The 20150-nt window shown below is 69.4% G+C and carries 25 protein-coding genes; 20 read left to right on the forward strand and 5 right to left on the reverse strand.

Going from position 1 to position 20150, the window contains the following annotated elements; genetic code table 11:
* Positions 1-36: 36 nt before the first annotated feature.
* The 13 genes from rpsE (at position 37) to truA (ending at position 8728) form a co-directional block, all read left to right on the forward strand.
* On the forward strand, positions 37-642 hold the full coding sequence (gene rpsE / locus ACZ4D5_RS17615; protein ID WP_016645168.1) for a 30S ribosomal protein S5: 606 nt from the start codon (positions 37-39) through the stop codon (positions 640-642).
* Complete coding sequence (gene rpmD / locus ACZ4D5_RS17620) at positions 642-824, forward strand: 50S ribosomal protein L30 (protein ID WP_005481207.1); 183 nt, start codon at positions 642-644, stop codon at positions 822-824. Before rpsE ends, rpmD begins: the two co-directional genes overlap by 1 nt.
* A gap of 1 nt (position 825) precedes the next feature.
* Positions 826-1281 (forward strand): 50S ribosomal protein L15, encoded by a 456-nt coding sequence (gene rplO / locus ACZ4D5_RS17625; protein ID WP_055564835.1) that lies wholly within the window; start codon positions 826-828, stop codon positions 1279-1281.
* A gap of 223 nt (positions 1282-1504) precedes the next feature.
* Entirely contained in the window at positions 1505-2818 is a 1314-nt protein-coding gene (gene secY / locus ACZ4D5_RS17630) for a preprotein translocase subunit SecY (protein ID WP_467773259.1), read from the forward strand.
* Positions 2818-3471 carry an adenylate kinase gene (locus ACZ4D5_RS17635; RefSeq protein ID WP_362332582.1) on the forward strand — a complete coding sequence of 218 codons (654 nt, stop codon included), beginning with the start codon at positions 2818-2820 and terminating at the stop codon, positions 3469-3471. Before secY ends, ACZ4D5_RS17635 begins: the two co-directional genes overlap by 1 nt.
* A gap of 114 nt (positions 3472-3585) precedes the next feature.
* Positions 3586-4425 carry a type I methionyl aminopeptidase gene (map, locus tag ACZ4D5_RS17640; RefSeq protein WP_467773260.1) on the forward strand — a complete coding sequence of 280 codons (840 nt, stop codon included), beginning with the start codon at positions 3586-3588 and terminating at the stop codon, positions 4423-4425.
* Between the two features lie 154 nt (positions 4426-4579).
* Entirely contained in the window at positions 4580-4801 is a 222-nt protein-coding gene (infA, locus tag ACZ4D5_RS17645; protein ID WP_003948620.1) for a translation initiation factor IF-1, read from the forward strand.
* Positions 4802-4859: 58 nt separating this feature from the next.
* Positions 4860-4973: a 50S ribosomal protein L36 gene (gene rpmJ, locus ACZ4D5_RS17650; protein WP_003948619.1), complete on the forward strand. Its 114-nt coding sequence runs from the start codon at positions 4860-4862 to the stop codon at positions 4971-4973.
* Between the two features lie 199 nt (positions 4974-5172).
* Positions 5173-5553 (forward strand): 30S ribosomal protein S13, encoded by a 381-nt coding sequence (gene rpsM / locus ACZ4D5_RS17655; RefSeq protein WP_127912744.1) that lies wholly within the window; start codon positions 5173-5175, stop codon positions 5551-5553.
* 65 nt (positions 5554-5618) lie between these two features.
* Positions 5619-6023, forward strand: a complete 405-nt coding sequence (rpsK, locus tag ACZ4D5_RS17660; RefSeq protein WP_003948617.1) for a 30S ribosomal protein S11 — start codon at positions 5619-5621, stop codon at positions 6021-6023.
* Between the two features lie 118 nt (positions 6024-6141).
* The gene (locus tag ACZ4D5_RS17665) at positions 6142-7164 is read left to right on the forward strand and encodes a DNA-directed RNA polymerase subunit alpha (RefSeq protein WP_016645160.1); all 1023 of its coding nucleotides are present in this window, start codon (positions 6142-6144) and stop codon (positions 7162-7164) included.
* A 138-nt stretch (positions 7165-7302) separates the two neighbouring features.
* The gene (gene rplQ, locus ACZ4D5_RS17670; protein WP_467773261.1) at positions 7303-7803 is read left to right on the forward strand and encodes a 50S ribosomal protein L17; all 501 of its coding nucleotides are present in this window, start codon (positions 7303-7305) and stop codon (positions 7801-7803) included.
* A 70-nt stretch (positions 7804-7873) separates the two neighbouring features.
* Positions 7874-8728, forward strand: a complete 855-nt coding sequence (truA, locus tag ACZ4D5_RS17675; RefSeq protein ID WP_467773262.1) for a tRNA pseudouridine(38-40) synthase TruA — start codon at positions 7874-7876, stop codon at positions 8726-8728.
* Positions 8729-8755: 27 nt separating this feature from the next.
* Here truA and ACZ4D5_RS17680 read toward each other — a convergent pair whose 3' ends face one another.
* On the reverse strand, positions 8756-9622 hold the full coding sequence (locus tag ACZ4D5_RS17680; RefSeq protein ID WP_467773263.1) for a hypothetical protein: 867 nt from the start codon (positions 9620-9622) through the stop codon (positions 8756-8758).
* A gap of 74 nt (positions 9623-9696) precedes the next feature.
* Here ACZ4D5_RS17680 and ACZ4D5_RS17685 point away from each other — a divergent pair, with 74 nt between their 5' ends.
* The 4 genes from ACZ4D5_RS17685 to glmM all read left to right on the forward strand — a co-directional run bounded on the left by ACZ4D5_RS17685 (position 9697) and on the right by glmM (position 13633).
* Positions 9697-10905: a glycosyltransferase family 87 protein gene (locus ACZ4D5_RS17685; RefSeq protein WP_467773264.1), complete on the forward strand. Its 1209-nt coding sequence runs from the start codon at positions 9697-9699 to the stop codon at positions 10903-10905.
* Positions 10906-11116: 211 nt separating this feature from the next.
* Positions 11117-11560 (forward strand): 50S ribosomal protein L13, encoded by a 444-nt coding sequence (gene rplM / locus ACZ4D5_RS17690; protein ID WP_055569478.1) that lies wholly within the window; start codon positions 11117-11119, stop codon positions 11558-11560.
* A 42-nt stretch (positions 11561-11602) separates the two neighbouring features.
* The gene (rpsI, locus tag ACZ4D5_RS17695) at positions 11603-12118 is read left to right on the forward strand and encodes a 30S ribosomal protein S9 (RefSeq protein ID WP_362332563.1); all 516 of its coding nucleotides are present in this window, start codon (positions 11603-11605) and stop codon (positions 12116-12118) included.
* A 156-nt stretch (positions 12119-12274) separates the two neighbouring features.
* A complete protein-coding gene (gene glmM, locus ACZ4D5_RS17700; protein ID WP_467773265.1) occupies positions 12275-13633 on the forward strand; it encodes a phosphoglucosamine mutase in 1359 nt (452 codons plus the stop codon).
* Here the strand turns inward: glmM and ACZ4D5_RS17705 are convergent.
* Both ACZ4D5_RS17705 and coaA read right to left on the reverse strand, forming a co-directional pair.
* Positions 13630-14577 (reverse strand): DUF389 domain-containing protein, encoded by a 948-nt coding sequence (locus tag ACZ4D5_RS17705; protein ID WP_467773266.1) that lies wholly within the window; start codon positions 14575-14577, stop codon positions 13630-13632. The genes glmM and ACZ4D5_RS17705 overlap by 4 nt on opposite strands.
* A gap of 34 nt (positions 14578-14611) precedes the next feature.
* On the reverse strand, positions 14612-15610 hold the full coding sequence (gene coaA / locus ACZ4D5_RS17710) for a type I pantothenate kinase (RefSeq protein WP_467773267.1): 999 nt from the start codon (positions 15608-15610) through the stop codon (positions 14612-14614).
* A 58-nt stretch (positions 15611-15668) separates the two neighbouring features.
* Here coaA and ACZ4D5_RS17715 point away from each other — a divergent pair, with 58 nt between their 5' ends.
* Together ACZ4D5_RS17715 and ACZ4D5_RS17720 are read left to right on the forward strand one after the other, a co-directional pair.
* Positions 15669-16037 carry a holo-ACP synthase gene (locus tag ACZ4D5_RS17715; RefSeq protein ID WP_467773268.1) on the forward strand — a complete coding sequence of 123 codons (369 nt, stop codon included), beginning with the start codon at positions 15669-15671 and terminating at the stop codon, positions 16035-16037.
* Between the two features lie 99 nt (positions 16038-16136).
* Positions 16137-17573 carry an NAD(P)H-hydrate dehydratase gene (locus ACZ4D5_RS17720; RefSeq protein ID WP_467773269.1) on the forward strand — a complete coding sequence of 479 codons (1437 nt, stop codon included), beginning with the start codon at positions 16137-16139 and terminating at the stop codon, positions 17571-17573.
* A 48-nt stretch (positions 17574-17621) separates the two neighbouring features.
* On the opposite strand, the gene ACZ4D5_RS17725 is transcribed toward ACZ4D5_RS17720, so the two are convergent.
* Complete coding sequence (locus tag ACZ4D5_RS17725; protein WP_467773270.1) at positions 17622-18455, reverse strand: alpha/beta fold hydrolase; 834 nt, start codon at positions 18453-18455, stop codon at positions 17622-17624.
* Entirely contained in the window at positions 18452-19039 is a 588-nt protein-coding gene (locus ACZ4D5_RS17730; protein ID WP_467773271.1) for a TetR/AcrR family transcriptional regulator, read from the reverse strand. Before ACZ4D5_RS17730 ends, ACZ4D5_RS17725 begins: the two co-directional genes overlap by 4 nt.
* 177 nt (positions 19040-19216) lie before the next feature.
* Between ACZ4D5_RS17730 and ACZ4D5_RS17735 the strand changes: the two genes are divergently transcribed.
* A complete protein-coding gene (locus ACZ4D5_RS17735; protein WP_467773272.1) occupies positions 19217-20131 on the forward strand; it encodes a L,D-transpeptidase in 915 nt (304 codons plus the stop codon).
* The last annotated feature ends 19 nt before the right edge of the window (positions 20132-20150 follow it).

Consider the following 20150-nt stretch of genomic DNA (forward strand, 5'->3'; position numbering starts at 1 on the left):
TTCCGTAGCTAGCGGAAACAGAGAGAGGTAATTCCAATGGCTGGACCCCAGCGCCGCGGTGGCGGTGCCGGTGGCGGCGAGCGGCGGGACCGGAAGGGTCGCGACGGTGGCGCTGCTGCCGCCGAGAAGACCGCGTACGTTGAGCGCGTTGTCGCGATCAACCGCGTCGCCAAGGTTGTGAAGGGTGGTCGTCGCTTCAGCTTCACCGCGCTGGTCGTGGTGGGCGACGGTGACGGCACCGTGGGTGTCGGTTACGGCAAGGCCAAGGAGGTGCCGGCCGCCATCGCCAAGGGTGTTGAGGAGGCCAAGAAGCACTTCTTCAAGGTCCCCCGTATCCAGGGCACCATCCCGCACCCCATCCAGGGTGAGAAGGCGGCGGGCGTCGTCCTGCTGAAGCCTGCTTCCCCCGGTACCGGTGTTATCGCCGGTGGCCCGGTGCGTGCCGTGCTCGAGTGCGCCGGCGTTCACGACATCCTGTCGAAGTCCCTGGGCTCCGACAACGCGATCAACATCGTGCACGCGACCGTGGCGGCCCTCAAGGGCCTGCAGCGTCCCGAGGAGATCGCGGCTCGCCGTGGTCTGCCCCTCGAGGACGTCGCCCCCGCGGCTCTCCTTCGTGCGCGTGCGGGAGCGGGTGCGTAATGGCACAGCTCAAGATCACGCAGACGAAGTCGTACATCGGCAGCAAGCAGAACCACCGCGACACCCTGCGTTCCCTTGGTCTCAAGGGCATCAACACGCAGGTCGTCAAGGAGGACCGCCCCGAGTTCCGCGGAATGGTGCACACCGTCCGCCACCTCGTGACGGTTGAGGAGGTCGACTGACATGGCGGAGCAGAACCCGCTGAAGGTCCACAACCTCCGGCCCGCCCCGGGCGCCAAGACCGCCAAGACCCGTGTGGGTCGTGGTGAGGCGTCCAAGGGTAAGACCGCTGGTCGTGGTACCAAGGGCACCAAGGCCCGTTACCAGGTTCCGGAGCGCTTCGAGGGTGGCCAGATGCCCCTCCACATGCGTCTCCCGAAGCTCAAGGGCTTCAAGAACCCGTTCAAGACCGAGTTCCAGGTCGTGAACCTCGACAAGCTGAGCGCGCTGTACCCGGAGGGTGGCGAGGTCACCGTCGAGGGTCTCGTCGCCAAGGGTGCCGTTCGCAAGAACAGCCTCGTCAAGGTCCTCGGCCAGGGTGAGGTCACCGTGGCGCTGCAGGTGACGGTCGACGCCGTCTCCGGCTCCGCCAAGGAGAAGATCACCGCCGCCGGCGGTACCGTCACCGAGCTCGTCTGATCCCTCAGACGTGTCGATGACATGAACGATTCCCAACCGGGGATGCCCCACAAAAGGGGCATCCCCGGTTGGTCGTTCCAAGGGGGGCACGGTCGCCGGTAAGGTGGCGTGCACTGTCTAAGCTCCGTGCGGTCTGTCCGCACGGTTTTCTTGACTGATACGTATTCGTCGAACCTCAGACCACCACCTCTGGCGCACGCGCGCGGGGGTCGCAGGAGGCACCGTGCTCACCGCGTTCGCCCGGGCGTTCAAGACGCCCGACCTGCGCAAGAAGCTGCTCTTCACGCTGGGCATCATCGTGATCTACCGGGTGGGCACGAACGTGCCGATTCCCGGTGTCGACTACAAGAGCGTCCAGGCCTGCATCGACAACGCCAATGCGAACCAGGGCCTGTTCGGTCTCGTCAACATGTTCAGCGGTGGCGCGCTGCTGCAGATCACGATCTTCGCGCTCGGCATCATGCCGTACATCACGGCGAGCATCATTCTGCAGCTGCTGACCGTGGTGATCCCGCGGCTCGAGGCCCTCAAGAAGGAGGGCCAGGCAGGCACGGCGAAGATCACGCAGTACACGCGCTATCTGACCATCGCGCTCGCGATCCTTCAGGGCACCGGCCTGGTGGCCACCGCCCGCACCGGCACCCTTTTCCAGGGCTGCCCCGTCGCCAGTCAGATCGTCCCCGACCAGTCGATCTTCGTCACCATCACGATGGTCATCACGATGACCGCCGGTACGGCCTGTGTGATGTGGCTCGGTGAGCTCATCACCGACCGCGGCATCGGCAACGGCATGTCCATCCTGATGTTCATCTCGATCGCCGCCACCTTCCCGAGCGCCCTGTGGGCCATCAAGGAGCAGGGTGACCTCGCGAAGGGCTGGATCGAGTTCGGAACCGTCATCCTCGTCGGTCTGGTCATGGTCGGCCTGGTGGTCTTCGTCGAGCAGGCGCAGCGACGCATCCCGGTCCAGTACGCGAAGCGCATGATCGGCCGCCGGTCCTACGGCGGTACGTCGACGTACATCCCCCTGAAGGTCAATCAGGCGGGCATCATCCCTGTGATCTTTGCCTCTTCGCTGCTCTACATTCCGGCGCTGGTCGCCCAGTTCGCGGGTGGCAACTCGGGATGGAAGCAGTGGATCGAGGCGAACCTGACCAAGGGTGACCACCCGATTTACATCGCCACGTACTTCGTTCTGATCGTCTTCTTCGCCTTCTTCTACGTCGCGATCTCCTTCAACCCCGAGGAAGTCGCCGACAACATGAAGAAGTATGGTGGCTTCATCCCGGGCATCCGGGCTGGCCGACCGACCGCTGAGTATCTGAGCTACGTACTCAACCGGATCACCTGGCCGGGTTCGCTGTATCTGGGTCTGATCGCTCTCGTGCCGACGATGGCGTTGGTGGGCTTCGGGGCCAACCAGAACTTCCCGTTCGGCGGGACGAGCATCCTCATCATCGTGGGTGTGGGTCTGGAAACCGTGAAGCAGATCGAGAGCCAGCTCCAGCAGCGCAATTACGAAGGGTTCCTCCGCTGATGCGAATCGTCCTCGTCGGGCCGCCCGGTGCGGGCAAGGGAACGCAGGCCGCGTTCCTTGCCAAGAACCTGTCGATCCCGCACATCTCCACGGGCGACCTCTTCCGTGCCAACATCAGCCAGGGCACGGAGCTGGGCAAGCAGGCGAAGGCGTTCATGGACGCCGGCAACCTCGTTCCCGACGAGGTGACCATCGGCATGGCGAAGGACCGCATGGCGCAGCCGGATGCCGAGGGCGGCTTCCTGCTCGACGGCTTCCCGCGCAACGTGTCGCAGGCCGAGGCGCTGGACGAGGCGCTCAAGGCGGACGGTCAGAAGCTCGACGCCGTCCTGGACCTGGAGGTCCCGGAGGACGAGGTCGTCAAGCGCATCGCGGGCCGCCGCATCTGCCGCAACGACTCCAGCCACGTCTTCCACGTGACGTACAGCAAGCCGAAGGCCGAGGGCGTCTGCGACGTCTGCGGCGGCGAGCTGTACCAGCGCGGGGACGACAAGGAAGAGACCGTGCGCAAGCGGCTCGACGTGTACCACCGCGAGACCGAGCCGATCATCGACCACTACAAGGCCCAGGGCCTGGTCGTCACGATCTCGGCGCTCGGCAAGGTGGACGAGGTCACCAAGCGCGCGATGGACGCCCTCAAGGGCGACAAGTAAGCATTACGCTGTTTCGGCCGCGGTGCCCCTGAGGGGGACCGCGGCCGTACTGTTGTCTACGTACCCGATGCGTGTACGTAGTCGTTTCGACGGATGACGGAGAGCGGAAGTCCCATGGTGCAGATCAAGACCCCCGAGCAGATCGCGAAGATGCGTGAGGCGGGCCTTGTCGTCGCCGCGATCCACGCCGCGACCCGTGAGGCCGCGGTGCCCGGCGCCACCACCAAGGACCTGGACGAGGTCGCGCGCAAGGTGATCGCGGAGCACGGCGCGAAGTCCAACTTCCTCGGGTACGGCGGCTTCCCCGCCACGATCTGCACCTCGGTCAACGAGGTCGTCGTGCACGGCATCCCGGACGACAAGACCGTCCTGAAGGACGGCGACATCATCTCCATCGACGCAGGCGCGATCATCGACGGCTGGCACGGCGATGCGGCGTACACGGCGTTCGTGGGCACCGGTCACGCTCCGGAGCTGGTCGAGCTCTCCCGGGTGACCGAGGAGTCGATGTGGGCCGGTATCGCGGCCATGAAGCAGGGCAACCGGCTGGTCGACATCTCCCGGGCCATCGAGACGTACATCCGCCGGCAGCCGAAGCCGGGCGGCGGCAAGTACGGCATCGTCGAGGACTACGGCGGCCATGGCATCGGCACCGAGATGCACATGGACCCCCACCTCCTGAACTACGTCGAGCGCCGCCGGGGCAAGGGCCCCAAGCTGGTGCCCGGCTTCTGCCTCGCCATCGAGCCGATGGTCTCGCTGGGAACGCCGCGTACGGAGGTCCTGAAGGACGACTGGACCGTCATCACGACGGACGGCACCTGGTCCTCGCACTGGGAGCACTCGGTGGCGTTGACGGAGGAGGGGCCGCTGGTGCTGACGGCTCCGGACTGCGGCAAGGAGCGGCTCGCGGCGTACGGGGTCTCGGTGGCGCCGGACCCGCTGGGGTCCTGACCCCTCCGCTTAAGGATCTTCGTCATGGGGCAGACTTTCTCGATTCGTCTTTCCGGGTGCACTGACGTAGACTGACGCGTCGGCTCTCGTGCATCCGTGTGTCTGCATGCGGAGATGCGGAGTCGATCAAGGTAGTCGATTCGAAGGGCGAAGCGTGGCCAAGAAGCAAGGTGCCATCGAGATCGAAGGCACTGTCGTCGAGTCTCTTCCGAACGCCATGTTCAAGGTGGAGCTCCAGAACGGCCACCAGGTCCTGGCACACATCAGCGGCAAGATGCGCATGCACTACATCCGCATCCTCCCTGACGACCGGGTCGTGGTGGAGCTGTCTCCGTACGACCTGACGCGTGGCCGGATCGTCTACCGGTACAAGTAGATCTTGCCCGCATCCCGCTCCGGCGGGGTGGTGGCACTGACCCGGAGAACCTCACCCAATGAAGGTCAAGCCGAGCGTCAAGAAGATCTGCGACAAGTGCAGGGTGATCCGCCGTCACGGCCGGGTCATGATCATCTGCGACAACCCGCGCCACAAGCAGCGCCAGGGCTGACGTACGACTGCAGTTCGCAGATTTTCGCGCGACGCAAGTAAGCACATACGCAGGACCCGTCCCTCTTCAGTTCCGCCGACGTTCCGTCGGTCATGGAGGGCGACACCCCCGGTCGGAGGCCGGGGACCCAGGATGTACCTCATACGGCACCTGGGAGTGGTTCTGCTGAAGACCTCCGAAGAATCAACAGGAGCCATGAATGGCACGCGTTGAAGGCGTTGACCTCCCGCGCGACAAGCGCATCGAGGTCGCCCTCACCTACGTGTTCGGCATCGGCCGCACGCTGGCCCAGCAGACGCTGGACGCCACCGAGGTGGACCGCAACACCCGCGTTCGCGACCTGACCGAGGAAGACCTCGTCAAGATCCGTGAGTACGTGGACGCCAACATCAAGACCGAGGGTGACCTCCGTCGCGAGATCCAGGCCGACATCCGCCGCAAGGTCGAGATCGGCTGCTACCAGGGTCTCCGTCACCGTCGTGGTCTGCCCGTCCGCGGTCAGCGCACCAGCACGAACGCCCGCACCCGCAAGGGCCCGCGTCGCGCCATCGCCGGTAAGAAGAAGCCGGGCAAGAAGTAGTCCTCGCTCAGCGGTCTATCGACAGCTGACGCTGCAGGACCGACCACCTCCCGTAGGAGTTATAGATGCCCCCCAAGGGTCGTCAGGGCGCTGCCAAGAAGGTGCGCCGCAAGGAAAAGAAGAACGTCGCCCACGGGCACGCTCACATCAAGAGCACGTTCAACAACACGATCGTGTCCATCACGGACCCGACCGGCAACGTGATCTCCTGGGCCTCCGCCGGCCACGTCGGCTTCAAGGGCTCGCGCAAGTCCACGCCGTTCGCCGCGCAGATGGCCGCCGAGTCGGCTGCCCGTCGCGCCCAGGAGCACGGCATGCGCAAGGTCGACGTCTTCGTCAAGGGCCCGGGTTCCGGTCGTGAGACCGCCATCCGTTCGCTCCAGGCGACCGGTCTTGAGGTCGGCTCGATCCAGGACGTGACGCCCACGCCGCACAACGGCTGCCGTCCCCCCAAGCGCCGCCGCGTCTGACGCACGTCGCTTGACTTGAGGATTCGGGCGGTACGGCTCTTCGGAGGCGTATCGCCCGTACCCTTGCAATACATCAGGGCATCAAATAGTGGGTGCCCCTGACCTGAAGGATCGCAACATGCTGATTGCTCAGCGTCCCTCGTTGACCGAAGAGGTCGTCGACGAGTTCCGCTCCCGGTTCGTGATCGAGCCGCTGGAGCCGGGCTTCGGTTACACCCTCGGCAACTCCCTGCGTCGGACCCTTCTCTCCTCGATCCCGGGTGCGGCTGTCACGTCCATCCGCATCGACGGTGTCCTGCACGAGTTCACCACCGTGCCGGGCGTCAAGGAAGACGTCACCGACCTCATCCTCAACATCAAGCAGCTGGTGGTCTCCAGCGAGCACGACGAGCCCGTCGTGATGTACCTGCGCAAGCAGGGCCCGGGCCTCGTCACCGCCGCTGACATCGCCCCGCCGGCCGGTGTCGAGGTGCACAACCCCGACCTCGTCCTCGCCACGCTCAACGGCAAGGGCAAGCTGGAGATGGAGCTGACCGTCGAGCGCGGTCGCGGCTACGTCTCCGCCGTGCAGAACAAGCAGGTGGGCCAGGAGATCGGTCGCATTCCGGTCGACTCCATCTACTCGCCGGTGCTCAAGGTCACGTACAAGGTCGAGGCGACCCGTGTCGAGCAGCGCACCGACTTCGACAAGCTGATCGTCGACGTCGAGACCAAGCAGGCCATGCGCCCGCGTGACGCCATGGCGTCCGCCGGCAAGACCCTGGTCGAGCTGTTCGGTCTGGCCCGCGAGCTCAACATCGACGCCGAGGGCATCGACATGGGCCCGTCCCCGACGGACGCCGCCCTCGCCGCCGACCTGGCGCTGCCGATCGAGGAGCTCGAGCTCACCGTTCGCTCGTACAACTGCCTCAAGCGCGAGGGCATCCACTCCGTGGGTGAGCTCGTGGCCCGCTCCGAGGCGGACCTGCTCGATATCCGCAACTTCGGTGCGAAGTCGATCGACGAGGTCAAGATGAAGCTGAACGGCATGGGTCTCGCGCTGAAGGACTCGCCCCCCGGCTTCGACCCGACCGCCGCCGCCGACGCCTTCGGCGCGGACGACGACGCGGACGCCGGGTTCGTCGAGACCGAGCAGTACTAAGAGCTCGGGACCGGCGGTTTGATTTTGGCTGCGGGCCCGCTTCGGCTGGTTGCGCAGTTCCCCGCGCCCCTTACGGGGCGCGGATTCCGCTGACTCCGGTACCTGATACGGCCGGGGCAGACATCAAGGAGAAACACCATGCCGAAGCCCACCAAGGGTGCCCGTCTGGGCGGCAGCGCCGCGCACGAGAAGCTTCTGCTGGCGAACCTCGCCAAGCAGCTCTTCGAGCACGGCCGGATCACGACGACCGAGGCCAAGGCCCGTCGTCTGCGTCCGTACGCGGAGCGTCTGGTCACCAAGGCGAAGAAGGGTGACCTTCACAACCGCCGCCAGGTGCTGTCCGTCATCACCGACAAGAGCATCGTGCACACGCTCTTCACGGAGATCGGCCCGCGCTACGAGAACCGCCCGGGTGGCTACACCCGCATCACCAAGATCGGTAACCGTCGTGGCGACAACGCGCCCATGGCGATCATCGAGCTGGTTGAGGCCCTGACCGTGGCCCAGGAGGCCACCGGTGAGGCCGAGGCGGCGACGAAGCGTGCCGTCAAGGAAGACGCCCTGAAGAAGGACGAGGCCGTCGAGGCCAAGTCCGACGAGGCTGTCGAGGCCCCGGCTGAGGAGTCCAAGGACGCCTGAGGCCGAGCCTTCGTGAGCGGGTCCGCCCCTTGGGGCGGGCCCGCTTTCGCGTTCCTGAGAGGATCTGTGTGTGAGTGAGGAAGTGGAGCCCGGGTTCGTCCGGGTGCGGCTCGACCTGAGCTACGACGGCAAGGACTTCTCCGGCTGGGCCAAGCAGCGCGAGGGGCAGCGGACCGTCCAGGGTGAGATCGAGGACGCGCTGCGGACCGTGACGCGGTCGAAGGAGACGTACGAGCTGACCGTCGCGGGGCGGACCGACAGCGGAGTGCACGCGCGGGGGCAGGTCGCCCACGTCGATCTGCCGGAGAGCGTGTGGGACGAGCACCGGGAGAAGCTGCTGCGGCGGCTCGCCGGGCGGCTTCCGCACGATGTACGGGTGTGGAAGGTCGCCGAGGCGCCCGTCGGGTTCAACGCCCGGTTCTCGGCCGTGTGGCGGCGGTACGCCTATCGCGTGACCGACCACCCTGGTGGCGTCGATCCGCTGTTGCGGGGTCATGTGCTGTGGCACGACTGGGAGTTGGACCTCGACGCCATGAACGCCGCCGCCGAACGGCTCATCGGCGAGCACGACTTCGCCGCTTACTGCAAGAAGCGCGAGGGCGCCACGACCATTCGTACGCTGCAGGAACTGCGGTGGGAGCGGCGGGAAGACGGGATTCTCGAAGCTACCGTGCGGGCCGACGCGTTCTGCCACAACATGGTGCGGTCGCTCGTCGGGGCCATGCTGTTCGTGGGCGACGGGCACCGGCCCGTGGAGTGGCCGGGCAAGGTGCTCGAAGCCGGTGTGCGCGACTCTGCCGTGCACGTCGTGCGGCCGCACGGGCTCACGCTGGAGGAAGTCGGCTACCCCGCCGACGAGTTGCTCGCCGCGCGCAGCAAAGAGGCGCGCAACAAGCGGACGTTGCCCGGGGCCGGGTGCTGCTGAGCCCCGGCCGGGCCCCGAACCGCCGGACTACTGCGGGGCGCCCGCCGCGGCCGACGCCTGGGCCTCGCCCCGCTGGTTGATCCGCTGGAAGGCGAAGCGGGCCAGGGTGTCGCCGGCGGCGTAGGCCTTGCTGTCCTTCGTCGTCACGTCCTTGCCGCTGGTGTAGCCCGTGGTGGTGAAGTACGCGTACCGGCCGTAGGCGTTGTACGTGCCGCGGCACACGCCCGTGCGGCAGAAGCCCGGGACGCCCTTGCCGGAAAGGGAGTTGACCAGACCCTTCTCGGCCTGCTGCTTGACCTTCGCGGCGTCGGCCGCGGTGTCGAAGACGGCGACGCCGATGGTGACCGCGATGCCGTCCTTGAGGTAGCTGGCGCGGATCAGGCGCGTGCAGTCGTTCTTGGCGAGGACCGAGCCGAGGGAGGGCTGGGTGACGGCCGCGCACTTCTTGGTGCTGTCCGTCGGGCCCTTCTTGTAGACGTTCTCGCCCGAGGTGAAGGTCTTGCCGGGGAAGAGGCCCTCCGGGGTGAGCGGCGCCTTGTCCTTCTTGGCGCTGGAGATGAAGTCCTTGGGGTCCGGCGGGGGAGGCGGCGTGGTGGCCTCGAAGGACGGGCCGGGGTCGTCGCTCGCGCCGGGGATGTCCGCGGTCGCGGGAAGCTCGCTGGCCGGCTTGTTCGACGCCGAGGCGTCGTCGCTGTTCGCGGAGACGACCGTGATGGCCACGGCCGCCGCGATGCCGACCGTGGCGAACGCGCCGCCGCCGATCAGCAGCCACTTGCGGCGCCGGTTGCGTGCCTCGGAGGCCTCGGCGAGCGCCGCCCAGTCGGGCGTGGGCCCGCCGCCGGGCCCGCCCGTTCCGCCCGGACCCCACTGAGGTCCCCCTTGCCCAAAGCTCATGGGGCGCATCTTAGACGGGGAGTTGGGGATGTTGAGCCGGGGTCGCGTGGGGTGGCCGACCTAGCCTGAGGCGTATGAACAAGGGCAAAACGGCCGTAAATGGTTGGTTGTTGCGGCCCGCGGGGCGGCATGTGTGGTGCGTGCTCGCCGTGGTGCTGGCCGCCGGGGTGGTGCGGGTCGGGCTGCGCTACCCGGACGGCGGGATGGACGACGCGATCGTCGTGCGCGCCGCCGAGGCGTGGCTGGACGGGCGTTCGCCCTATGCCGACCGGCACTTCCTCTATCTGCCGGGTGCCGTGCTCGCGGCGGTGCCGCAGGTCCTGCTTCCGGCGTCCGTGGTGCGCTTCCTCGTGCCCGCGGGCGTCACGGCGGGGCTCGCCTTCGGGTGGGCGTGCGCGCTGCGGATCCACGGGGTGTCGTGGCGCAGCCGGTTCGCCGTGTACGGGCTGCTCGGGCTCGCGCTCGGCTTCGCGCCCTTCGGGCACCTCGTCCAGCTGGGCAACTGGACGGTGGCCTCCGCCGTCGCCCTTCCGCTCGCGCTGCTCCTCGCGTGCCGGGAGCGGTGGGTGGCGGCGGGGCTCGTGATCGGCGCCGCCGTCGCGGTGAAGCCGCTGCTCGCGCCCGTCGTGCTCCTCTTCGTCCTCGCGCGGCGGTGGCGGGCGCTGGGGGTCGCGGTGGGGGTGCCCGTGGCGGTGTCGGTGGCCGCCGCGCTCGTGCTGCCGGACCCCGCCGGGTTCTTCACGCGGACGCTGCCGTTCCTGCTGCGCGGCGAGGACTCCTTCGTGCGTCTCTATGAAGCGTCGCCCTCGGTGGTGCTCGGGCGGCTCGGGGTGCCGCAGGTGGGGGCGACGCTGCTCGCCGGGGGTGCGGCCGCGGCCGGGGTGTGGTGTGCGTGGCGGCGGTGGGGGAGAGGGGACGCGGGGCCCGCGCGGGTGGTGGAGTGCGCCACGATGCTGATGCTTTCGGCCTTTCTCGTCTCCCGGCCTTCGTACGACCACTATCTGCTGTGTGTGGTTCCGCTGCTGCTCGCCGGGGTGCTGACGCCGGGGGCCGCGGCTCGTGGTCCCTGGTTCTGGGTGGCGCTCGTGCCGCAGGTGCCGGGGTTCTCCTGGCCGTGGCTGGAGCCGGGGACCAGGCGGGCCTTCAAGGACTGCTTCACGCTGTGTGTCCTCGCGGTCACGGTCGCGCGGTGCTGTGTCCGGCGGGGGCCCGTTAGCCTGGGTGTGGCAGGGTCGCCCGAAGCGGCGGAGCCCGCGGTGCCGGTCTCCAGAGCCGCGTTTTGACCCATACGGGGCGGCGCGGGTAGTCTCGTGGACTGATACGTATTGGCTTCCTCGTTCTCACGCGAAAGGGCCCATACGTAGGTTCCCTGGAGCAGTTACCAGTGGCTCGCATACGGGTTAGCGTCCCCGGCATTGTGGGCCCCAGCTGCATGATCGCTTCCTGGGTGCCGTGTGTCTGGACCCCATCCACTGAAGAAGCGAAGGCTACGAAGTGCGTACGTACAGCCCCAAGCCCGGCGATGTGACCCGCCAGTGGCACGTCATCGACGCTCAGGACATCGTCCTGGGACGTCTGGCGACCACCGCCGCCTCTCTCCTGCGCGGCAAGCACAAGGCGATTTACGCCCCCCACGTTGACACCGGTGACTTCGTCATCATCATCAACGCGGAGAAGGTGCACCTCTCCGGCAACAAGAAGACCCAGAAGATGGCGTACCGCCACTCCGGTTACCCGGGTGGTCTGCGTTCCGTCCGTTACGACGAGCTGCTCGAGAAGAGCCCCGAGAAGGCCATCGAGAAGGCCGTCAAGGGCATGCTCCCCAAGAACACCCTGGGCCGTCAGATGCTCTCGAAGCTGAAGGTCTACGCGGGCGACCAGCACCCGCACGGCGCTCAGCAGCCGGTCCCGTTCGAGATCACCCAGGTCGCGCAGTAGTTCCGGCCACCCCCTAAGACGAAAAAGAATCTGAGGAGAATCGTGGCCGAGACCACCGTTGAGCAGCCTCTCGAAGAGATCGCTGACGTCGAGCAGTACACCACCGAGTCCGAGGCCCCCGTCGAGGGCGAGTACACCTCGGAGTCGAACGCCGCGCGCTTCGGCGACCCGCAGCCGGCCGCCGGCCTGGGCCGTCGCAAGAACGCCATCGCCCGCGTCCGGATCGTCCCGGGCACCGGCAAGTGGAAGGTCAACGGGCGCACGCTCGAGGACTACTTCCCGAACAAGGTCCACCAGCAGGAAGTCAACGAGCCCTTCAAGGTGCTCGAGCTCGACGGCCGCTACGACGTCATCGCCCGCATCGCGGGTGGCGGCGTCTCCGGTCAGGCCGGTGCGCTCCGTCTCGGTGTCGCCCGCGCGCTGAACGAGGCCGACGTCGAGAACAACCGCGGCGCCCTGAAGAAGGCCGGTTACCTCAAGCGTGACGACCGTGCGGTCGAGCGCAAGAAGGCCGGTCTCAAGAAGGCCCGTAAGGCCCCGCAGTACAGCAAGCGCTAATCGCTGCCTGCTTGTACCACTCGTTCGCCCCGGCGGCACGCACCGTGCTGCCGGGGCGTTCGTTTATCAGGAACCCCTGGGGGCCTGGGACCCTCTTGGTTCTGGGACTCCCTTGCCAGGGGTTCATGGTTTTTCTTGAACGTTCGGAGGACAGCAGTGGGACGACTCTTCGGCACGGACGGCGTGCGCGGTGTCGCCAACGCGGATCTGACGGCCGAGCTCGCGCTCGGACTCTCCGTGGCGGCGGCGCACGTACTGGCCGAGGCGGGCACCTTCGAGGGTCATCGCCCGACGGCGGTGGTGGGACGTGACCCGCGCGCGTCCGGGGAGTTCCTGGAGGCCGCCGTGGTGGCGGGCCTCGCGAGCGCGGGCGTGGACGTCCTGCGCGTCGGTGTGCTGCCCACCCCCGCGGTGGCCCATCTCACCGGTGCGCTGGGCGCCGACCTCGGCGTGATGCTCTCGGCAAGCCACAACGCCATGCCCGACAACGGCATCAAGTTCTTCGCGCGCGGCGGCCACAAGCTCGCCGACGATCTTGAGGACCGCATCGAATCCGTGTACGAGGAGCACCGCACCGGCGCTCCCTGGCAGCGGCCCACCGGGGCCGGTGTCGGCCGTGTGACGTCGTACGACCAGGGCCTCGACCAGTACATCGCGCATCTGCTCGGTGTCCTGCCCAACCGTCTCGACGGTCTGAAGATCGTCCTCGACGAGGCGCACGGCGCCGCCGCCCGCGTCTCGCCCGAGGCCTTCGCGCGCGCCGGTGCCGAGGTCATCACGATCGGCGCCCAGCCCGACGGGCTGAACATCAACGACGGCTGCGGGTCCACGCACCTCGACCTGCTCAAGGCCGCCGTCGTCGAGCACAAGGCCGACTTCGGCGTCGCCCACGACGGGGACGCCGACCGCTGCCTCGCCGTGGACCACACCGGTGCCGAGGTGGACGGCGACCAGATCCTCGCCGTGCTCGCCCTCGCCATGCGGGAGCACGGCACGCTGCGTCACGACACCGTTGTCGCCACCGTCATGTCCAACCTCGGCTTCAAGCTCGCCATGGAGGGCCAGGGGCTGTCCCTGGTGCAGACCGCCGTCGGTGACCGGTACGTCCTCGAGTCGATGAAGGAGCACGGTTTCGCCCTCGGCGGCGAGCAGTCCGGGCACGTCATCGTCCTGGACCACGCGACCACCGGCGACGGCACGCTGACCGGGCTGCTGCTGGCCGCGCGGGTCGCCGAGACGGGGCGCTCCCTCGCGGATCTCGCGAGTGTCATGGAGCGGCTGCCGCAGGTGCTCATCAACGTGCCCGACGTCGACAAGTCGCGCGTGAAGACCTCGCCCGAGCTGTCCGCCGCCGTCGCCGACGCCGAGCGCGAGCTGGGCTCCACGGGGCGGGTGCTGCTTCGGCCCTCCGGGACCGAGCCGCTGGTGCGGGTCATGGTCGAGGCCGCGGACATCGAGCAGGCGCGGTCCGTGGCCGGGCGGCTCGCCGACGTCGTGAAGTCGGCGCTCGGCTAGAGGTGTTGTGACTTCGCGGTGCGCTCGCGCTGCCGGGCCCACAGGAGTTTCTGGGCCAGCAGCGTGAGCGTGCCCGCGAGGACGATGCCCAGGAGATTCAGGAGCAGCTGCTCCGTGGAGCCCCACGCCTGCTTGTACTCGTTGTAGCTGAAGGCGACCGCGGCGTTCGCCGCCGCGGGGACCGTCGTCACGGAGATCGCCACGCCGACCAAGGCGCCCGACTTCGCCGAGGTGAGCGAGAGCGTGCCCGCCGCGCCCGCCAGGACCGCCACCACGAACGAGAACCAGTCGGGCCGGTAGATGAAGTTCGTGTTCGGGCGCTCCGACTTGAGGGCGCTGTCGCTGAACAGGTCCATCGCGTCCATGAAGTAGCTGAACCCGACCGTCACCACCATCGCCGCCGCGAAGCCCACGACCAGTGCGGTCAGCGAGCGCAGGGCGAGGCGGGGCGCGCGCCGGACCAGGGCCGTGCAGAAGCCGGCCAGCGGGCCGAACTCCGGGCCCACCGCCATCGCGCCCACGATCAGGATCGCGTTGTCGAGGACGACGCCGCAGGCCGCGATCATCGTGGCGATCGTGAGGAACGCGACGTACGTGACCGAGAGCGTCGACTCCTCGTGGGTCGCGTCGGTCAGCTGCTCCCACAGGACCGCGTCCGCGCCCTCGCCCGGCGCCTCGTCCTCCGCCTTGTCCGCGCGGTGCGAGAGCGACAGGTCGATGTTCTCCAGGGCGATGGAGCCGCACTTGTCGATCTCCAGCGTGCGCAGGCCGCCGAGCAGTTCGTCGCCCGCCTCGCGCGCGACGTCGCACATGACGACGTCGCCCACCGGGTTGCGGGCGGCGCCGGGGACCACCGCGAGGTGGGTGGCGCCGACCGTGTTCTCGATCAGGCGCACCACCTCGTCGGTCTTGTCCGCCGGGGTGATCAGGCGTAGGTGCAGCATGTCCGCAGGGTAACCGGGTGTGCGCCGGGCCGGATCAGAGTTTGCGCAGGCGCAGGCGCTGCACCTTGTGGTCGGGGCCCTTGCGGATGACCAGGGCCGCCCGGCCCCGGGTGGGCGCCACGTTCTCCAGGAGGTTGACCTTGTTGATCGTGCGCCAGGTGGTGCGGGCGTAGTCGAGCGCCTCCTCCTCCGAGACCTGGGTGTACTTGCGGAAGTACGAGGACGGGTTCTGGAAGGCCGTCTGGCGCAGCTTCTTGAAGCGGTTCAGGTACCAGCGCTCGATGTCCTCGGTGCGGGCGTCCACGTACACGCTGAAGTCGAAGTAATCCGCGAGGCCCACGCGGGTGCGGCCGTCCTTGCCGGGGAGCGCGGGCTGCAGGACGTTCAGGCCCTCGACGATGAGGATGTCCGGGCGGCGGACCGTGAGGCGCTGGTTCGGGACGATGTCGTAGATCAGGTGGGAGTAGACGGGCGCGGTCACCTCGTCCTTGCCCGCCTTGATGTCCGCCACGAAGCGGGTGAGGGCGCGGCGGTCGTACGACTCGGGGAAGCCCTTGCGGGACATCAGGCCGCGGGCCTCCAGCTCCTTGGTGGGGAGCAGGAAGCCGTCCGTGGTGACCAGCTCCACGCGGGGGTGTTCCGGCCAGCGGGAGAGCAGTGCCTGGAGGAGGCGGGCGACCGTCGACTTGCCGACCGCCACGGAGCCCGCGACTCCTATGACGAAGGGCGTGCCCGACTGGGAGCCCTTCTCGCCGAGGAAGGTGTTGAGGGCGCCGCGGAGGCCGTCCGTCGCGCCCACGTAGAGGTTGAGGAGTCGGGAGAGCGGGAGGTAGATGTCGCGGACCTCGTCCAGGTCGATGACGTCGCCGAGGCCGCGGAGCTTCTCCACCTCCTCCGCCGTCAGGGGCAGGGGCGTCTTCTCGCGGAGAGCGCTCCACTCGGTGCGGGTGAGGTCGACGTAGGGAGTCGCCTCCGGCCTGTGCCGGTGGGCGCTCCGCGGAGCCTTGGTGGGCTCGGAGACCGAAGAGATCACAGTCCATTGTTACGGCTGTTTGAACGGGAGCGGGGGTGGGGTGTGTCACGCTGCGGAGATGATTATTGGGGTTGGCATCGATGTCGCGGAGATCGAGCGGTTCGGGGCCGCGCTGGAGCGGACGCCCGGGATGGCCGAGCGGCTGTTCGTGGAGAGCGAGTTGCTGCTGCCGAGCGGGGAGCGGCGGGGGGTCGCGTCGCTGGCGGCGCGGTTCGCGGCGAAGGAGGCCTTGGCCAAGGCGTTGGGGGCGCCGGCGGGGCTTCGGTGGACCGACGCGGAGGTGTACGTCGAGGCGAGTGGGCAGCCGCGGGTGAGGGTGGCGGGGACCGTGGCCGAGCGGGCCTCGGAGTTGGGGGTGCGGTCGTGGCACGTGTCGCTCAGCCATGACGCGGGGGTGGCTTCCGCGGTGGTGATTGCTGAGGGGTGAGGGGGCCCTGAGGGGCCGGGGCGGCGTCTGCGGCCGCAGGATGTCGTCGGTGGCGCCGCGAGCAGGCGTCGTGCGCGGTGGTGGGGGGAGACTGGGGCCATGCGTACTGCGTACAGCGTGGAGAGTGTCAGGGCCGCTGAGCGGGAGTTGATGGGGCGGCTGCCCGAAGGGGCGCTGATGCAGCGGGCCGCGGCCGGGCTCGCCGTCGCGTGCGCGCAGCTGCTCGGGAAGGTGTACGGGGCGCGGGTCACGCTGCTGGTGGGCAGCGGGGACAACGGCGGCGACGCCCTGTACGCGGGGGCACGGCTGGCGCGGCGGGGTGCCGGGGTCAGTGCCGTGCTGCTCGCCCCGGAGCGCACCCACCCCGGCGGGCTCGCCGCGCTGCGGGCGGCCGGGGGCGTCGTCGTGGCGGGCGACGGCGCGCGGGCCGAGGAGCTTGTCGCCGGGGCGCGGCTCGTCGTCGACGGGATCGTGGGGATCGGGGGGCGCGGCGGGCTCCGGGAGCGTGCCGCCGAACTCGTCGCCGCCGCACGGGACGCGGTGGTCGTCGCGGTGGATCTGCCCAGCGGCGTCGACGCCGACACGGGGGAGGTGCACGGCGACGCGGTGCGGGCCGATGTGACGGTGACCTTCGGGGCGTACAAGCCCGGGCTGTTGGTCGATCCCGCCCGGGAGTACGCCGGGGTCGTGCGGCTTGTCGGCATCGGGCTCGAACTTGAGGGCCGCGCAGGCGAGTTGGAGGCCCTTCAGTTCGCTGATGTCGCCGGGCTGCTGCCCGTTCCCGGCGGCGAGAGCGACAAGTATCGGCGTGGCGTCGTCGGGATCGTCGCCGGGTCGGCGCGGTATCCCGGAGCGGCCGTGCTCGCCGTCGCCGGTGCGCTGCGCGGGGGCGCGGGCGCCGTGCGGTACGTGGGGCCCGCCGCCGACGCCGTCATCGCGCGGTTCCCCGAGGCACTGGTGTCCGCCGGGCCTCCGTCGAAGGCCGGGCGTGTGCAGGCCTGGGTCGCGGGGCCCGGCCTCGGTGACGACGCCGAGCGGCTGGGGGACGTGCTCGCCGCCGATGTGCCCCTGCTGATCGACGCCGACGGGCTGCGGCTCGCGGGGGAGCGCGAGGTGCGGGCGCGGCGGGCCCCCACGCTGCTCACGCCGCACGCCGGGGAGGCCGCCGCCCTGCTCGGTGTCGCCCGCGAGGAGGTCGAGGCGGGGAGGCTCGCCGCCGTGCGGGAGTTGGCGGGGCGGTACGGGGCGACCGTGTTGCTGAAGGGGTCCACCACCCTGGTCGGCTCGGCCGACGGGGCCGTGCGCGTCAATCCCACCGGGACCTCCTGGCTCGCCACCGCAGGCAGCGGTGACGTGCTGTCCGGACTCGCCGGATCCCTGCTGGCCGCGGGGCTCGACGCACGGGACGCGGGCTCCGTGGCCGCCCATCTGCACGGGCTCGCGGGGCGGCTCGCCGCGGACGGGGCGCCGGTGGGGGCGCAGGATGTGGCCGAGGCGATTCCCGCCGCCTGGCGGGAGGTTCGTACGCCGCTGTAGAAGGTGCGTACGGATGCCGCTGTGGAAGGCGTGTACGGGGATGCCGCTCTAGCCGGCTCGGAGAGTCTTCAGGAGCTGCTTCGCGAACGGGAGCGGGGCGTCCGTGTAGCCCGAGTGGCCGCCGGGGAACTCCTGCAGGTCCAGGCCCAGTCGGTCTGCCATCAGGGCCGCCGGGCGATACGGGAGGCGGCCGCGCGACGCGATGCCCGCGGCCAGGGTCAGGCGGGGCGCGGTCTCGCGCAGGGCCGCCAGGTCGGGGACGTGCGTCGTGAACGGGACCAGCTCGTACTCCAGGAAGTGCGGGTTGTTCGCCATCAGGCGGGTCAGCATGCCCGCCGTGCGCGGGGGCAGCGTCGCGGGGTCGGGGAGCGGTTCGAGCGTGCCGCCCAGGCCCTGGAGGAAGCGCGCGGCCGCCGGGCCGTGGCCCCGGGCGCGCAGGAGGTCGCGGACCTCGTGGACGAAGGCGCGCTGCTCCTCGGCGTCCGGCAGCAGCGCGAAGCACGGCGGCTCGTGCGCGACGACGTGGCGCAGCCGGTGCGGGTGGCGGGCCAGCAGGTCGAGGGCGACGACCGCGCCCGCGCTGCTGCCGAAGACGTACGCGGGTTCGTGCGGGGAGAGCGCCTCCAGGAGGCGGTGCGCGTCGTCCGACTGCGTCTGTACGCGCTGTTCCTCGCGGGGGCCGTCCAGCGTGCTGTGCGAGTAGCCGCGGGGGTCGACCGTGACGACGGTGAACTCGGCGGCCAGGAACTCCGCGACGCCGTCGAAGACCGCGCTGTCGCCGCCTCCGCCGGGGAGCATCAGGAGGACGGGGCCTTCGCTCCGGCGTATCTCGTGGTGGAGCGTCGCGCCGGGGACCTTGAGGCGGGCGGACTCGATGGTCATGCGGGGGTGGTCCTTTCGGGGGTGGGCCAGTGCTCCAGGAGCACGTGCAGGGCGTCCACGGCGCGGTGCCAGGAGGTCCGCACGTCGCGGGGGTGGCCGAAGCCCGCGGAGAGTTCCAGGTCGACGTAGCCGTGGAAGGTGCCGCGCAGCAGGCGTACCGCGTCGGTCAGGTCGGGCTCGGTCAGGTCGTAGCCGCGCAGCAGGGCGTAGGTGTACTCGGCGACGCGGCGCGGGCCCGGGGCCTCGGCGGCGAGGGCCGGGTCCAGCTGGAGGTTGGTGGCCGCGTACCTGCCGGGGTGGGCGAGGGCGAAGCCGCGGTACGCGTCGGCGAAGGCGGTCAGGGCGTCCTTGCCGGAGCGGCCCGCGACCGCGGGGCCGATGAGGTCCGCCAACTCGCCCGTGGCCCGCAGCGCGATCCGTGCCCTGAGGTCGGCGATGTTCCTGACGTGCGAGTACAGGCTCGCGTCCTTCACGCCGAAGCCGCGGGCGAGGGCCGAGACCGTGATGTTCTCCAGGCCGATCTCGTCCGCCAGGTCGGCGGCCGCCTCCACCACGCGCTCACGGGTCAGACCTGCTCGGGCCATGGGGTTCGTCGCCTTCCGTAGGAGGAGATCCGCGGCTGTTCGGCGATCAGCCAATCCCTAGGGATGGTAGACAGAAACCTAGGAGTCCTAGGAAATGGTTTTTCGTGACAGGCCCTTCGAGTGATCCCTCCGCGCGGCTGACGGCCGCCCGGTGTGCGGTCGGGGTTCGCTCATCGAATGATCAGCAAGACAGCCGAGCGCGGACTCACCGTGCTGCTCGCCCTGGCCGCCGTCCTGCCCGCCGCCCCCGCGGCCGCGGGAACCGCCTTTGCGGACCCCGTCCCGCCGCGGCCCGCGTCGCCCGCGACCGCCCCGCTGGTCCCCGGAATCCCGCTCACGCCGCTCCACCCCTGGCAGTTGGACACCCCCGACCAGGCCCTGCTGCCGCACGTGTACGAGCCGAGCGCCGCCGAGGACGCGATCGAGCCCATGGAGGCGCCGCCCGGCGTCGACGCCCTCATCGAGTACGTGCCGGCGAGCGAGGTCGTCACCAAGGCCGCCGCGCCCGCGTGCACCAGGAGCGCCGGGCCCTATCAGCGGCAGGCCGAGCGCTGGCTCGGGCGCCCGGTGGACGGCAGGCAGTCCGCGACGGACTGCGAGGCCATCAGCGCGTTCCAGAAGAAGCAGGGGATCCGGCCCGCGATCGGCTTCGCGGGCCCGGTGACCTGGGCCCGCATGCGGTGGATCTCCGCGCGCAAGAACCCCAACGCCGCGAGGGACTGCCCCACGCGCGCGTACCGCCTCGCCTGCGTCGACCTGTCCCGGCAGCTGATGTGGGTGCAGAAGGGCAAGGAGGTGCTGCTCGGTCCCGTGCCGATCCGCACCGGACGTGCCGGGTACGGGACCCGCCCCGGCTGGCACAAGGTCTACTGGAAGCACAAGAACCACTGGTCGTCGCTGTACAACACCCCCATGCCGTACAGCCAGTTCTTCAGCGGCGGGCAGGCGTTCCACGCGATCTACGGCAACGTGTACAGCCCGCCGGGCTCGCGCGGCTGCGTGAACATGCGCCTCACCGACGCCCGCGCGCTGTGGAAGACACTGCTCAAGGGCGACCGCGTCTATGTGTGGGGACGCAAGCCCGGCACCTGACCCGCGAGCCCGGCATCTG

It is taken from the genome of Streptomyces sp. NPDC025651 (genome assembly GCF_055558735.1).

Excerpts from the sequence above, each read along its gene's own strand:
- ACZ4D5_RS17680 (WP_467773263.1), bottom strand. The coding sequence starts at position 9,622 with ATGAGCTTTGGGCAAGGGGGACCTCAGTGGGGTCCGGGCGGAACGGGC.
- ACZ4D5_RS17730 (WP_467773271.1), bottom strand. The coding sequence starts at position 19,039 with ATGGCCCGAGCAGGTCTGACCCGTGAGCGCGTGGTGGAGGCGGCCGCC.
- ACZ4D5_RS17705 (WP_467773266.1), bottom strand. The coding sequence starts at position 14,577 with ATGCTGCACCTACGCCTGATCACCCCGGCGGACAAGACCGACGAGGTG.
- ACZ4D5_RS17715 (WP_467773268.1), top strand. The coding sequence starts at position 15,669 with ATGATTATTGGGGTTGGCATCGATGTCGCGGAGATCGAGCGGTTCGGG.
- ACZ4D5_RS17665 (WP_016645160.1), top strand. The coding sequence starts at position 6,142 with ATGCTGATTGCTCAGCGTCCCTCGTTGACCGAAGAGGTCGTCGACGAG.
- rpsE (WP_016645168.1), top strand. The coding sequence starts at position 37 with ATGGCTGGACCCCAGCGCCGCGGTGGCGGTGCCGGTGGCGGCGAGCGG.
- rpmD (WP_005481207.1), top strand. The coding sequence starts at position 642 with ATGGCACAGCTCAAGATCACGCAGACGAAGTCGTACATCGGCAGCAAG.
- ACZ4D5_RS17635 (WP_362332582.1), top strand. The coding sequence starts at position 2,818 with ATGCGAATCGTCCTCGTCGGGCCGCCCGGTGCGGGCAAGGGAACGCAG.
- rpsM (WP_127912744.1), top strand. The coding sequence starts at position 5,173 with ATGGCACGCGTTGAAGGCGTTGACCTCCCGCGCGACAAGCGCATCGAG.
- ACZ4D5_RS17735 (WP_467773272.1), top strand. The coding sequence starts at position 19,217 with ATGATCAGCAAGACAGCCGAGCGCGGACTCACCGTGCTGCTCGCCCTG.
- rpsK (WP_003948617.1), top strand. The coding sequence starts at position 5,619 with ATGCCCCCCAAGGGTCGTCAGGGCGCTGCCAAGAAGGTGCGCCGCAAG.
- rpmJ (WP_003948619.1), top strand. The coding sequence starts at position 4,860 with ATGAAGGTCAAGCCGAGCGTCAAGAAGATCTGCGACAAGTGCAGGGTG.
- ACZ4D5_RS17725 (WP_467773270.1), bottom strand. The coding sequence starts at position 18,455 with ATGACCATCGAGTCCGCCCGCCTCAAGGTCCCCGGCGCGACGCTCCAC.
- rplO (WP_055564835.1), top strand. The coding sequence starts at position 826 with ATGGCGGAGCAGAACCCGCTGAAGGTCCACAACCTCCGGCCCGCCCCG.
- rplQ (WP_467773261.1), top strand. The coding sequence starts at position 7,303 with ATGCCGAAGCCCACCAAGGGTGCCCGTCTGGGCGGCAGCGCCGCGCAC.
- ACZ4D5_RS17685 (WP_467773264.1), top strand. The coding sequence starts at position 9,697 with ATGAACAAGGGCAAAACGGCCGTAAATGGTTGGTTGTTGCGGCCCGCG.
- map (WP_467773260.1), top strand. The coding sequence starts at position 3,586 with ATGGTGCAGATCAAGACCCCCGAGCAGATCGCGAAGATGCGTGAGGCG.
- ACZ4D5_RS17720 (WP_467773269.1), top strand. The coding sequence starts at position 16,137 with ATGCGTACTGCGTACAGCGTGGAGAGTGTCAGGGCCGCTGAGCGGGAG.